This window comes from Gordonia sihwensis, assembly GCF_029632925.1.
GTDB lineage: Bacteria > Actinomycetota > Actinomycetes > Mycobacteriales > Mycobacteriaceae > Gordonia > Gordonia sihwensis.
The window spans coordinates 2,791,090-2,804,066 of sequence record NZ_CP121248.1 but is presented as its reverse complement, the minus strand read 5'-3'; the positions used below and the strand labels follow the sequence as shown (position 1 = coordinate 2,804,066).

The following is a 12,977-nucleotide window of genomic DNA, read 5'->3' as shown; positions in this document are numbered from 1 at the left end:
TTCCGGACGTCTCAGACGTCGCTCTCCAACTGTGCGACCGCGCGCTTGGGCGCCACCTGCCGGAAGCTGGCGTCGAGCAGTTCGGCCACCTCGTCCCAGTCCGAGTCGGCGGTCAGGTCGATGCCGAGCCATCCGTAGGCGCCGACGTACGCGGGGACGAAGAAGCGGACGTCCTGGATGAGCGCCTCTCGCTCGAGCGGGTCGGGGATGAACAGGAGCGCGGTGTCGCGGCGGATCTTGGAGCCCTTCTCACCGCCGCCGTACATGGCGAACATCTTGCCGCAGCGAAAGGTCGGACGGCCGTGCGCAACCTTCTCGGTGGCTTCCGGGAGTGCCAGTGCCACGGTTCGGAGTCGTTGCAGGATCGGATCGTCGTCGGAGAACATGATGGGGTGCGGCATGCCGGTAAGCGTAGTGTCGGCGTTCGTCCGACGCGGCCATGTCGCAGGGCTCGGTTAACCTGAACGCGTGAGTGAGGGCGAGGGGACAGACACGGCGGGATCGGCCGCAGCGGAGGCGGGCGCCGATTGGGCGCGGGAGTGGGCGCTGCTCGCCGAGGAGGTTCGCGGGCATCAGTTCCGCTACTACGTCCAGGACGCGCCTGTGATCAGCGACGGAGAGTTCGACTCGCTGTTGCGCCGGCTGCAGGCACTCGAGGACGAGCATCCCGAACTGGCGGTGCCCGATTCGCCGACGAAGCTGGTCGGCGGCGGCTTCTCGACCGACTTCACCTCGGTCGACCATCTCGAACGGATGATGTCGCTCGACAACGTCTTCGATTACGATGAGATGCGCACCTGGGTCTCGCGTACCGAAGCCGAGATCGGCGCCGGGACCGAGTTCCTGTGCGAACTCAAGATCGACGGGGTCGCGCTCTCGCTGGTGTACGAGAAGGGCAGGCTGGTCCGGGGAGTGACCCGGGGCGACGGCCGCACCGGCGAGGACGTGACACTCAACGCGCGCACCATCACCGACGTTCCGCACGATCTCGACGACTCGGTGCGCCCGGTGCCCGAACTCCTGGAGGTCCGCGGTGAGGTGTTCTTCCGAGTCGAAGACTTCCAGAATCTGAACGCCTCCCTCGTCGAAGAGGGGAAGCCGCCGTTCGCGAATCCGCGCAACTCGGCCGCCGGCTCTCTGCGCCAGAAGAATCCGCAGGTCACCGCGCGGCGCCGACTCCGGATGATCTGTCACGGGATCGGGAAGGTGGAGGGCTGGAGGCCCGAGTCGCTGCACGAGGCCTACCTCGCGCTGGGCGAGTGGGGGCTGCCCGTCTCCGACCACACGAAGAAGGTGACCGGGGCCGACGAGATCATCGAGGCGATCGCGTACTGGGGCGAGAACCGGCACTCGGTGGAACACGAGATCGACGGCCTCGTCGTCAAGGTGGACGATGTGACGCGCCAGCGCCGGCTGGGTGCGACCTCACGCGCACCGCGCTGGGCGATCGCGTACAAGTACCCGCCGGAAGAGGTCACGACCAAACTGCTCGACATCATGGTCGGCGTCGGACGGACGGGCCGCGTCACGCCGTGGGCGCTGATGGAACCGGTGCTGGTCGCGGGATCGACCGTCTCCCGCGCGACACTCCACAACGCCTTCGAGGTGAAGCGTAAAGGCGTCCTGATCGGCGACACCATCACCATTCGCAAGGCCGGCGACGTGATTCCCGAGGTGCTCGGTCCGGTCGTCGAACTGCGCGACGGTACCGAACGCGAGTTCGTGATGCCGACTCGATGCCCCGAGTGCGGAACCGAACTGGCCCCCGCGAAGGAGGGCGACAAGGACATCCGCTGTCCCAACCAGCGCTACTGCCCGGGACAACTGCGCGAACGGCTGTTCTATCTCGCGGGCCGCGGCGCATTCGACATCGAAGCGCTCGGATACGAAGGGGCGCAAGCACTTCTGTCGAGCGGCGTGCTGACCGACGAAGGCGACCTGTTCTCGCTCACTGCCGACGATCTGGTCAAGACCGACCTGTACACCACGAAGTCGGGTGCGCTCTCGGCCAACGGTCGGCGATTCCTGGACAACCTCGACAAGGCCAAGCGGGTCCCGCTGTGGCGGGTGATCGTCGCGCTGTCGATCCGCCACGTCGGGCCCACCCCGGCGCGGGCTCTGGCCACCGCTTTCGGCGACCTCGAAAGCATCCAGAACGCCTCCGTCGACGAGTTGGCGCAGGTGGACGGTCTCGGCCCCACGCGGGCGGCGAGCGTGCACGACTGGTTCGCCGTCGACTGGCACCGCGAGATCGTCGCCAAATGGCGTGCCGCGGGGGTGGCCATGGCCGATGAGCGGGACGAGTCGATCGAGCGGACGCTCGACGGCAAGACGATCGTGGTCACCGGTTCGCTCGTCGACTTCTCCCGCGACGGAGCCAAAGAGGCGATCATCGTGCGCGGCGGCAAGGCGTCGGGCTCGGTGTCGAAGAAGACCGACTACGTCGTGGTCGGCGACTCGCCCGGCAGCAAAGCCGCCAAGGCCGAAGAATTAGGCGTTCCGATCCTCGACGAGGACGGCTTCAAGCAATTGCTGGCGACCGGGTCTGCGGGAGAGTCGGAGTCGGAGGACGATTGATGCGTGCGCCGTTTCGACTCGCGGAAGACCCCAGGTCCGTCGAGTGAGCCGGTGAGCGTAGCGAGCAGGCGCATCGAGACTGCGCATGCTGTTTCGACTCGCTGCGCTCGCGGAAGTTTCTAGGTTCGTCGAGTGAGCGTGTGAGCGTAGCGAGCGCGCGTATCGAGACTGCGCACGCTGTTTCGACTCGCTGAAGATCCGAGGTCCGTCGAGTGAGCGTGTGAGCGTAGCGAGCGCGCGTATCGAGACTGCGCGTGCTGTTTCGACTCGCTGCGCTCGCTCAACTGGCCTGGGGATTAGCCGAGGTCCGTCGAGTGAGCGTGTGAGCGTAGCGAGCAGGCGTATCGAGACTGCGCATGCTGTTTCGACTCGCTGCGCTCGCTCAACCAGCCTTGGAGCGCTCGCTCAACCGCCCTGAGTGTTCGGCTTTCTCTTCAGGACGGTGGCGATGATGCCGGTCAGGTAGCCCAGGCGCGCGACTTCCGCGGGGCGGAAGTCGGGACCGCCGATCCGGCCGAGGAGCAGGGCCTTGCCGTCGTCGCCCAAGGGGGCGGCGGCCAGCCTGGTCCCCATGTCACGCCATCCCTGAGGGATCCATTCGGCTTCGGAGTCGAACGCCACCGCCCGGTCGAGGGGCAGCCAGTCGGCCGTCTCCAGGGCCGTCTCGGGGGCTCCCGAACTGCCGTAGAGGCGCAGCACGTCCGGACCGGGGCGGGAGATCACCATCGCCCACGACACGCGGAGCACACGGGGAGCGTAGTCGGCCAGCACCTGCAGGCGGTCCTTGCCGCCCGCGGCGACGAGGTCGATCAACTCGAGTTCCTGATGCGTGTCGAGGACCCCGTCGTGCGGACGGAGAGAGTCGACGTGCACGCCCGCGACCTTCTCCGCGGCGGTGATGAGGGTGTCGGGCAGCGCACCCGAGGGCAGGTCGACCACCAGGTCGTCGACGGCGTAGCCCTCGCCTCGCTCGATCACTTCGAGCGAGCGGATGTCGGCACCGACGGCGCCGAGTTGAACGGCGAGCATGCCGAGACTGCCGGGACGGTCGTTCAGCAGAACGCGAAGCAGATACGACACCGGAGTCAGCGCGGCTGCTGCTCGAGCGGACGCACGCCCACAGCCGTGCCGTACGCGCACACCTCGACGCCGCCGGATCCGGCGTACTCATTCGTCTCGAAGCGGAATGCGAGAACCGCGTTGGCCCCCTTGCTCTGAGCTTCGGCGGCCAAGCGACTCAACGCTTCATGACGCGCCTCGTGCAGCAACTGGGTGATGCCCTTGAGTTCGCCACCGGCGATCGACTTGAAGCTGGCGCCGATGTTGGAACCGATGTGTCGCGACCGCACCGTGAGGCCGAACACCTCGCCGAACACGTGCTCGATCCGGTAGCCCGGCAGTTCGTTGGTGGTGACGATTATCATGTGTCCAAGTTAACCGGTGCGGTGCACTCCGGCCACTCCGCGATCATTCACCCGGAGCACACCTCCCGCGCGGGCTCGGTCCGAAGCGGCCGCATATCCTGGTAGGCAAGTCCCACTGTCCTGAGCTCGTGCGGTGCGCCGTGACGAGTGCGTGTGTAGAGAGGTCGACGATGTCCACCGATTCCCAGCCGGCGATCAGCCGGGACGAGGTCGCGCATCTCGCGCGACTGTCCCGCTTGGCGCTCGACGACGACGAACTCGACCGTTACGCGGCGCAGCTCGACTCGATCCTGAGCCACGTCGCGCAGATCTCAGAGGTGGCCGCCGACGACGTGCCGCCCACCGCGCATCCCGCCGAGTTGCGCGACGTGCTGCGCGAGGACGTCGTCGTCCCGAGCCTGACCGCAGAACAGGCGCTGTCGGGGGCGCCCGCCGTCGAACAGGAGCGCTTCGCCGTTCCGCAGATCCTGGGAGAGGAATGAGCGTGAGCGACACCCGCAGCGCGAACGAGATCACGGGCCTGTCCGCAGCCGACCTCGCGGGCAAGATCGCCGCTCGCGAACTGTCGTCGGTCGAGGTGACCCGGGCACACCTCGACCGCATCGAGCAGATCGACGGACAGCTGGGCGCATTCCTGCACGTCGGCGGCGACGAAGCACTCGCCGCGGCGGAGGCGGCCGACCAGGCGATCGCTTCGGGTGAGGCGCCGTCCGCTCTGGCCGGCGTCCCGATCGCGCTCAAGGACGTCTTCACCACCGTCGACGCCCCGACCACCTGTGGGTCCAAAATCCTCGAAGGATGGGTCTCGCCGTACGACGCGACCGTCACGGCCAAGCTCCGTGCCGCGGGCATCCCGATCCTCGGCAAGACGAACATGGACGAGTTCGCGATGGGCTCGTCGACCGAGAACTCGGCCTACCAGGTGACCCGGAATCCGTGGGACACCACGCGTGTTCCGGGCGGTTCGGGCGGCGGCAGCGCCGCGGCACTCGCCTCGTACCAGGCGCCGCTGGCCATCGGCACCGACACCGGCGGCTCGATCCGACAGCCGGCCTCGGTCACCGCGACCGTCGGCGTCAAGCCGACCTACGGAACCGTGTCGCGCTACGGACTCGTGGCGTGCGCGTCGTCGCTCGATCAGGGCGGCCCCTGCGGACGCACCGTGCTCGACACGGCGCTGCTGCACCAGGTGATCGCCGGGCACGATCCGCGCGACTCCACCTCGATCGACGCGGCGATTCCCGATGTCGTCGGCGCCGCGCGCGCCGGCGCGTCCGGCGACCTGTCGGGTGTGCGCATAGGCGTGGTGAAGCAGTTGCAGGGCGAGGGCTACCAAGCCGGTGTGCTGGAGTCGTTCCAGGCGGCGTGCAAGCAGCTGACCGATCTCGGCGCGACGATCGTCGAGGTCGACTGCCCGCACTTCTCGTACGCGCTCGGCGCCTACTACCTGATCCTGCCGTCGGAGGTGTCGAGCAACCTGGCCCGCTTCGATGCGATGCGGTACGGGCTCCGGGTCGGCGACGACGGTTCGCACAGCGCCGACGAGGTCATGGCACTGACCCGCGAGGCCGGCTTCGGCCCGGAGGTCAAGCGCCGCATCATGATCGGGACGTACGCGCTGAGCTCCGGTTACTACGACGCGTTCTACGGTCAGGCGCAGAAGGTGCGCACGCTCATCGCTCGCGACTTCGCCGCGGCATACGAGGACGTCGACGTGCTGATCTCCCCGACCACCCCCACCACGCCGTTCAAGCTCGGAGAGAAGGTCGACGATCCGCTGTCGATGTATCTGTTCGACCTGTGCACGCTGCCGGTGAACCTGGCGGGCACCGCGGCGATGTCGGTTCCGTCGGGGGTCTCCTCCGACGACGGACTCCCGGTCGGCCTGCAGATCATGGCACCGGCACTGGCCGACGACCGGCTGTACCGGGTCGGTGCGGCCTACGAGGCGGCCCGCGGGCCGGTCGGCTGACAGCCTGCCGGCATGTTCCCGGCGGCGAGCCCCTGCTCGACGCCGTAACGGTGCCCGTGTCCCGCGGGAACCTTCAGTGAGCCCGCGAGGTCGAGGACGGTACCGACCATCGACACGACCGGCAGCCACGGCGGAGACTCGCTGTGGTGCCGGTCGTCGCCGTCTCCGGGAATGCGGTCGATCGGATGCCACAGCAGCGACGGAGCGAACCCGGGGACGGGATCGTCGGCGTTGGCCAGCACCACCCGCCGCTCGCACGGTGCGACCCGGTCGACCGACCCCGCCGGCGGCCCGGCGAGCACTGTCCCGGCGAGTTCGACCCCGGAGTCGTTCGCCCAGCGGCGCGCGGCGTCGGCTCCCACCGCTCCCAGGCTCTGCCCGGCGAGGTACACGCGGGGCCGCCGCGCTTCGGGCAGGCCCGAGATACGGGACCAGACGGCGTCGAGGACCGCGGACGCGGAGGTCCCCGCACGATCCGGGGAGGAGATGAACGCCCGCCACGACGCGACGTCGTCGTACTGCAGGGCGACGACCCGGACCGATCCGCCGAAGTACCCGGTGAAGCCGTCCACCGTTCCGGCGTCGATCCATCCCGAGCCGGTTGGCACGGCCACCACGACCGCGCGTGCCTCGCGACCGCCGTCGGCCACCCAGCGATCGGCCAGGCGCTCGGCGCGGTCCCGGACCGAGCCGGGTTCGCTCAGCGGGCTGTAGAGCATCACGGGGCGCTCGGGAACATCCGGTCCCGACGCCTGTGCGGGCGCGGGCAGCCCGATCGACGCCGCCGCGACCACCGCGACCATTCCGAAGCCGGCCCACACCCGTCCTGGGATCGCGACGACCGCGGCCGCGGCGGCGACCGGGATCGCGCACACGGCCAGGACCCACCCGGGGCCGATCGGCGGGGCACCCACCGCGGCCCGGACCGCCGACTCGTGACGCGCCGCGAGCCCGACGGCCGCACCGGCGACCACGAGCCCGGCGGCGAGGACGCCCCCAGAGACCGGGGCAGGTGGACGGTCACCGATCCGGTCTCGAAGCGCGCCGACGCCGGCACCGACGGCCATCCCGAGAAGAGTCAACGCGAGGCCGGCGACGGCGGCGACCAGCGCGGAGCGGGGGAGCATGCCGGGGGCGAGAGCCAGCAGGCGACCGGCGAGAGCGCCGGCGGCCACCGCGGGACGCACCCGCAGGCGGTTCATCGCAACCCCACTGTCTCTGCGGTTCGGGAGAGATAGCCGAGGACGATCGTGCCGCCCGACTCGCGCACCGGCGGGCCCGAATGCTGCCGCCAGGTGTTCACCGCCAGGCCGGTCCGCGCGGTCTCGGCGGCGGCGTGGCACAGCGGATCGTCGCAGACGGCGTGCATGTCGTCGATCAGTCGGCCGTCGAGGGCGGTGCGAGCCCAGGCTCCCGCGGGCCGGCCGGTGGAATCGGAGTACCGGAGCAGGTCGTATCCGAGATCGTGCGCACGGCAGGCGTCGGTGAATCGGTCCGGCAACGGGACCGGCGAGGAACAGTCCCCGGCCGGGTTGAGGGGGCGGCCGTCGATCACCACCGGTCGATACCCGAGTCGTCGGGAGAAGTCGGCGGGCAGATCGCGCATGGCGTCGAGCGGACGGTCGCCGACCAGGTCCGCGATGGCGCGTTCGGCGGCTGTGGCCGGCCGGGCCGGGGGAGCGGCCCGATGCGAGTCCGCCAGCGCCGAGCTGATCGGCAGCAGCCCGAGGACTCCGACGGTCAACGCCGCGCCGGTCGAGAGCCGGACGACCCACCGGCGGATACCTTGTCGCCCAGGGGAATCGGCTGAGCCAGGGGATGTGTTCGAGGTCATGTCCCGAACGCTATGGCCGGGTGGCACCACACCGGATCGCTCGCAACGGGGGTCTTGCACCCCGCGCGCAAGAGTGAGACCGCAGGGAACCCTGCGACTGGGGAACCGGTCGGATCTCACTCTCGCGGGGGAGGTGGCGACCCGGCTCGGGCTCCTATGGTCGAACTGTGAAGTCTCCCTCTGCCGTCCGTCGCCGGACCGCCGCCGCGGTCGGGCGGGTCCGTGACCGGATCGCGCTCGACCGCATCAGCGACCCGGCGCTGCACCGATACCTGTCGCACTGGCGCAACTGGCTCGCCGCCCTGGCCGCGGTCAGCATGATCTCGGTGTGCTGGCCGGTGCTCGGCGAGGTCACTCGCCTGCCCGCGTTCCTCCTGCCCGCCTTCGCGATCCTCGGCTGCGGCGGCATCGCGCTCGTGTTCGCCGGCGAGGAGGCGGTCAGGTACGGCTGGGCGTCCACGGTCATCACCTCGGCCGTCGCGTCGTTGGTTCCCAACGACGGACCGTGGCCGATGCCGATCCCGTTGTTCCTGGCGCTGCTGGCGATGACCGTCGCGGCGCTGTGGACCCAGCCGCTCAAGCGGCTGCCGGTGGTGGTGGCCGCCGTCGCGGGCGCCTTCGTCGTCGGCCTGCCCTTCGATGCGCTGGTGGGCTGGATCTTCGGGCTGGTCGTCGTCGGCATGGCCGTCGCGTTCCTGCGCTACCGTGCTCGCTCGCAGCGCGAGATCGCGGAGCAGACCGAGGAGACCGAGGTGCTGCGCGCCCGAGAGGCCGTACTCGCCGAACGCTCCCGCATCGCTCGCGACCTGCACGATATCGTCGCGCACCGCATGTCGATGGTGGTGGTGATGGCGCAGACCGCACCCTACCGGCTGGCCGCGGCCGCCGATGCCGAGGAGGTGGGGCCCGGGGCCAAGGCGGAGTTCGACGCGATCGCCGACGCCGCCCGCGAATCGCTCGACGAGGTGCGCCAGCTGTTGGGCGTGCTTCGCCCGCACGGCGACGCCGCGGACACCGCGGCGCTCGCTCCGGTCCAGGGCCTCGGCGACGTCCCCGAACTCATCGAGGGCGTGCAGGCGGTGGGCGTGGATGTGGAACTGACCGACACCTCCGACCATTCGTCGGTGGCGCAGACGGTCGGCGCTGCCGTGTATCGGATCGTTCAGGAGGCGGTCACGAACGCCACCCGCCATGCGCCCGGGGCGGCGATCGCGGTCCGCATCGAGGAGGATCCCGTGCACGAGGGGAGACTCGACGTCGAGATCGTGAACGGGTTGGCGACGCAGCCGCTCGGCGCGACCGTCGGCGGCGGGCACGGCATCTTGGGAATGACCGAACGCGCCCACGCCGTCGGCGGGAGTCTCACCGCGGCGGCGCGGCCGGGCGGCGGTTTCGCCGTCCGCGCATCTCTGCCGATCGGTCCGTCGGTGAGGGCGGTCGCGTGAAGCGCCCGGGCGTGAGCGCCGCGCCGCGGCCCGGCGCACTAGGCTGACCCTCGTGCCGACCACTGTCCTCATCGCCGACGACCAAGCGATGGTCCGCGCCGGTTTCGCGGCACTGCTGGGCGCCGCCGACGACATCACCGTGCTCGGGGACGCCGAGGACGGGCAGGTCGCCGTCGACCAGGTGCGCCGCCTCAAACCCGATGTGGTCCTGATGGACGTCCGGATGCCGCGACGCGACGGCTTGTGGGCCGCGGAGCAGATCATCTCCAGCGGGTCGGCCACCAGAGTCCTGATGCTGACGACCTTCGACATCGACGATTACGTGTACGCCGCCCTGCGGATCGGTGCGTCGGGCTTCCTGCTCAAGGACGCGCCGGCAGACGAGCTCGTGCGCGCGGTCCGAGTGGTGGCCGCTGGCGACGCGCTGTTGGCGCCCTCGGTCACCAGACGCCTGATCGAGCAGGTCACCTCCCGGACCACGCGCAAGGCCACCGCGGCCGCCGACTCGCTCACCCCGCGGGAACTCGAGGTGCTCCTGACCGTCGCCGACGGCAAGTCGAACGGTGAGATCGCCGCCGAACTGTTCGTCTCCGAACAGACGGTGAAGACCCATGTGAGCAACATGCTGGCCAAGCTGGGTCTGCGCGACCGCGCGCAAGCGGTGGTCTTCGCCTACGAGAACGGCCTGAAGTAGGAGGTCGATGCCGCGCACCGGTCCGGAACTGGCCGACGTGCTGCCACCGGGCACGGATCGTGTTGTGATGGACGCGAACCCGGTTTCCTTTCAGAGAGGGGTCGCACCCGATGGCGCGCTTCGGCATTCTGACATCCGGCGGAGACTGCCCCGGTCTCAACGCGGTGATCCGCGGAACCGTCCTGCAGGGCAGCACGGTCCACGATCAGGAGTTCGTGGGATTCAGAGACGGGTTCTGGGGGCTGGTGTACGGCGAGGCGATCGACCTCGACCGATCCGTGGTGCGAGGCATCTCCCAGCAGGGCGGCACCATTCTGGGAACCAGCCGCTTCGGTCCGTACACCGAACCCGACGGCGGGCCGGAGAACATCAAGCGGGCACTCCAGCGGATCGGGGTGGACGGCGTCATCGCCGTCGGCGGCGACGGGACCATGGCGGCCGCCAACAGACTGCTCGGCGACGGCATTCCGATCGTCGGCGTGCCCAAGACGATCGACAACGACCTGCAGGCGACGGACTACACTTTCGGTTTCAACACCGCGGTCGAGATCGCGACCGAGGCCGTCGACCGGCTGCGCACCACCGGCAATTCGCACAAGCGGTGCATGGTTCTGGAGGTGATGGGCAGGCACGCCGGATGGATCGCGATGTACGCGGGTGTCGCGGCCGGCGCCCACGCGATCCTCATTCCGGAGCAGCAGGAGTCGCTCGAGCAGATCTGCGAGTGGGTGGTCAGCGTCCGCGACCGTGGTCGTTCGCCGATGGTCGTCGTCGCCGAGGGCTTCATGCTGCCGGAGATGGAGCAGGCGCACTCGTACAAGGGCATGGACGAGTTCAACCGGCCGCGGCTGGGCGGGATCGGCGAGATCCTCGCGCCGCTCATCGAGGAACGGACCGGGATCGCCACACGCGCCACGGTGCTCGGCTACATCCAGCGCGGCGGTGTGCCCAGCGCATGGGACCGGGTCCTCGGCACCCGCTTCGGCCAGGCGGTGAGCGACCTCGTCGCGGACGCGGGGTGGGGGTCCATGGTGGCACTGCGCGGCACCGACATCGTCCGGGTCCCCTTCGAGGAGGCCGTGGGCCACACCAAGACGGTGCCGCTCGAGTACTACCGCGGAGCGCGCGCGATCTTCGGCTGAGGGCTAGCGGTTCTTCGGGATGATCGCCCAGAGCAGCAGGTACAGAAGCACCTGCGGGCCCGGGAGGATGATCGACGCGACGAAGGCGACGCGGACCCAAGTGGAGTCGATTCCGAAGTACTCGGCGATGCCGCCCGCGACACCGCCGATCATCTTGTCGGTGGTCGAGCGGGTGAGTCGTTTGGCGGGGCGGACGGGCTCGGCGTCGTACGCGTCGCCGGCTCCCGGAAGGGCTGGATCGGTCATGGTGTTCTCCTCGGTTCGGATCGGTCTCGGTTCGGGCGTCCGCCCGATGACTCGAACGTAGGCCCCGGCGGCGCTATCGGGCATCGGGAAGCACCCTGACTTCGGCCCCCAGATACGATGGGACGCATGAGTGCCGCTATCGACGAACTGATGGACTTCGACGACGTCATCGAGACTTACGACCCGGTCATGGGCATGGAGGTCCACGTCGAGCTCGGCACGGCGACCAAGATGTTCTGCGGTTGCCCGACCACGTTCGGCGGCGAGCCGAACACCCAGGTGTGCCCCGCCTGCCTGGGTCTGCCGGGGGCGCTTCCGGTCGCCAACGCGAAGGCCGTCGAATCCGCCGCGCGCATCGGCTTGGCGCTGAACTGCTCGATCCGGGAGTCGAGCGTGTTCGCGCGGAAGAACTACTTCTACCCGGACCAGCCGAAGAACTATCAGATCAGTCAGTACGACGAGCCGATCGCCTACGACGGCTACCTCGACGTGCTGCTGAGCGACGGCACCACCTGGCGGGTGGAGATCGAGCGCGCCCACATGGAGGAGGACACCGGTAAGTCGCTGCACATCGGCGGCGCCACCGGGCGCATCCACGGTGCCAGTCACTCGTTGCTCGACTACAACCGCGCGGGCGTCCCGCTCGTCGAGATCGTGACCCGCCCCATCGAGGGTGCGGGCGAGCGCGCACCGGAGGTGGCCCGCGCGTACGTGACCGCCCTGCGCGATCTGCTCAAGTCGCTCGACGTGTCCGACGTCCGCATGGACCAGGGATCGATGCGCTGCGACGTGAACCTGTCGCTGATGCCCAAGGGCGCCGCCGAGTTCGGCACCCGCACCGAGACCAAGAACGTCAACTCGCTCAAGTCGGTCGAGGCCGCGGTCCGGTTCGAGATGAGCCGGCAGGCCGCGATCCTGTCGGCCGGCGGCGAGATCATCCAGGAGACCAGGCACTTCCACGAGTCGGACGGAACCACGTCGGCGGGCCGTCGCAAGGAGACCGCCGAGGACTACCGTTACTTCCCGGAGCCGGACCTGCCCCCGGTGCTCGCGAGCCCGGAGTGGGTGGATTCGCTGCGCGCCACTCTGCCGGAGTTGCCGTGGATCCGCCGCGCCCGCATCCAGGAGGAGTGGGGCGTGTCCGACGAGGTGATGCGCGATCTGGTGAACGTCGGCGCCGTCGACCTCATCATCGAGACGGCCGAAGCGGGTGCCTCACCCGACGCCGCCCGCAGCTGGTGGGTGTCGTTCCTGGCCCAGCAGGCCAACACCCGCGAGATGGAGCTGGCGGAACTCGCCATCACTCCCAAGCAGGTCGCCGAGGTGATCGGCATGGTCGACGAGGGCAAGCTGACCAACAAACTGGCCCAGCAGGTGGTCGTCGCCGTGCTCGACGGTGAGGGCGAGCCCGCGCAGATCGTCGCCGATCGCGGTCTCGAGGTGGTCCGGGACGATTCCGCGCTGCAGAAGGCGGTCGACGAGGCACTCGCCGCGAACCCCGATATCGCCGACAAGATTCGCAGCGGCAAGGTGCAGGCGGCAGGCAAGATCGTCGGCGATGTCATGAAGGCGACCCGCGGTCAGGCCGACCCGGCCCGCGTCAAGGAACTGGTCCTCGCCGCGTGCGAGTGATGATGCGCGCG

Annotated in this window: 13 protein-coding genes; 7 read left to right on the top strand and 6 right to left on the bottom strand. The window is 69.4% G+C overall.

Translation table 11 applies throughout. From position 1 onward, the window contains the following. Positions 1 to 11 precede the first annotated feature (11 nt). Positions 12 to 401: an MmcQ/YjbR family DNA-binding protein gene (locus P5P27_RS13505; protein ID WP_278124411.1), complete on the bottom strand. Its 390-nt coding sequence runs from the start codon at positions 399 to 401 to the stop codon at positions 12 to 14. 67 nt (positions 402 to 468) lie between these two features. Here P5P27_RS13505 and ligA point away from each other — a divergent pair, with 67 nt between their 5' ends. Continuing rightward, the gene (gene ligA, locus P5P27_RS13500; protein ID WP_278124409.1) at positions 469 to 2,577 is read left to right on the top strand and encodes an NAD-dependent DNA ligase LigA; all 2,109 of its coding nucleotides are present in this window, start codon (positions 469 to 471) and stop codon (positions 2,575 to 2,577) included. Positions 2,578 to 2,982: 405 nt separating this feature from the next. Here the strand turns inward: ligA and P5P27_RS13495 are convergent, their stop codons facing one another. Both P5P27_RS13495 and P5P27_RS13490 read right to left on the bottom strand, forming a co-directional pair. Beyond that, positions 2,983 to 3,657: an ACT domain-containing protein gene (locus P5P27_RS13495; RefSeq protein WP_006895917.1), complete on the bottom strand. Its 675-nt coding sequence runs from the start codon at positions 3,655 to 3,657 to the stop codon at positions 2,983 to 2,985. Positions 3,658 to 3,662: 5 nt separating this feature from the next. Next, positions 3,663 to 4,001 carry a YbjQ family protein gene (locus P5P27_RS13490; RefSeq protein WP_006895918.1) on the bottom strand — a complete coding sequence of 113 codons (339 nt, stop codon included), beginning with the start codon at positions 3,999 to 4,001 and terminating at the stop codon, positions 3,663 to 3,665. Between the two features lie 170 nt (positions 4,002 to 4,171). Between P5P27_RS13490 and gatC the strand changes: the two genes are divergently transcribed. Both gatC and gatA read left to right on the top strand, forming a co-directional pair. Beyond that, complete coding sequence (gene gatC, locus P5P27_RS13485; protein ID WP_006895919.1) at positions 4,172 to 4,483, top strand: Asp-tRNA(Asn)/Glu-tRNA(Gln) amidotransferase subunit GatC; 312 nt, start codon at positions 4,172 to 4,174, stop codon at positions 4,481 to 4,483. Then, a complete protein-coding gene (gene gatA / locus P5P27_RS13480) occupies positions 4,480 to 5,973 on the top strand; it encodes an Asp-tRNA(Asn)/Glu-tRNA(Gln) amidotransferase subunit GatA (RefSeq protein WP_278124406.1) in 1,494 nt (497 codons plus the stop codon). The genes gatC and gatA overlap by 4 nt, the downstream gene beginning before the upstream one ends. On the opposite strand, the gene P5P27_RS13475 is transcribed toward gatA, so the two are convergent. Beyond that, positions 5,943 to 7,175 carry an alpha/beta-hydrolase family protein gene (locus P5P27_RS13475; RefSeq protein ID WP_006895921.1) on the bottom strand — a complete coding sequence of 411 codons (1,233 nt, stop codon included), beginning with the start codon at positions 7,173 to 7,175 and terminating at the stop codon, positions 5,943 to 5,945. The genes gatA and P5P27_RS13475 overlap by 31 nt on opposite strands. Continuing rightward, the gene (locus P5P27_RS13470) at positions 7,172 to 7,807 is read right to left on the bottom strand and encodes a hypothetical protein (protein ID WP_278124404.1); all 636 of its coding nucleotides are present in this window, start codon (positions 7,805 to 7,807) and stop codon (positions 7,172 to 7,174) included. The genes P5P27_RS13475 and P5P27_RS13470 overlap by 4 nt, the downstream gene beginning before the upstream one ends. Before the next feature lie 167 nt (positions 7,808 to 7,974). Here P5P27_RS13470 and P5P27_RS13465 point away from each other — a divergent pair, with 167 nt between their 5' ends. The 3 genes from P5P27_RS13465 to P5P27_RS13455 all read left to right on the top strand — a co-directional run bounded on the left by P5P27_RS13465 (position 7,975) and on the right by P5P27_RS13455 (position 11,088). Further along, complete coding sequence (locus P5P27_RS13465) at positions 7,975 to 9,252, top strand: sensor histidine kinase (protein WP_278124402.1); 1,278 nt, start codon at positions 7,975 to 7,977, stop codon at positions 9,250 to 9,252. Positions 9,253 to 9,304: 52 nt separating this feature from the next. Beyond that, positions 9,305 to 9,946, top strand: a complete 642-nt coding sequence (locus P5P27_RS13460) for a response regulator (RefSeq protein ID WP_006895924.1) — start codon at positions 9,305 to 9,307, stop codon at positions 9,944 to 9,946. Positions 9,947 to 10,056: 110 nt separating this feature from the next. Beyond that, complete coding sequence (locus P5P27_RS13455) at positions 10,057 to 11,088, top strand: ATP-dependent 6-phosphofructokinase (RefSeq protein ID WP_006895925.1); 1,032 nt, start codon at positions 10,057 to 10,059, stop codon at positions 11,086 to 11,088. A gap of 3 nt (positions 11,089 to 11,091) precedes the next feature. On the opposite strand, the gene P5P27_RS13450 is transcribed toward P5P27_RS13455, so the two are convergent. Further along, on the bottom strand, positions 11,092 to 11,334 hold the full coding sequence (locus tag P5P27_RS13450; RefSeq protein ID WP_006895926.1) for a PspC domain-containing protein: 243 nt from the start codon (positions 11,332 to 11,334) through the stop codon (positions 11,092 to 11,094). 126 nt (positions 11,335 to 11,460) lie between these two features. On the opposite strand from P5P27_RS13450, the gene gatB reads away from it, so the two are divergent. Further along, entirely contained in the window at positions 11,461 to 12,966 is a 1,506-nt protein-coding gene (gene gatB / locus P5P27_RS13445; RefSeq protein ID WP_006895927.1) for an Asp-tRNA(Asn)/Glu-tRNA(Gln) amidotransferase subunit GatB, read from the top strand. Positions 12,967 to 12,977: the final 11 nt, after the last annotated feature.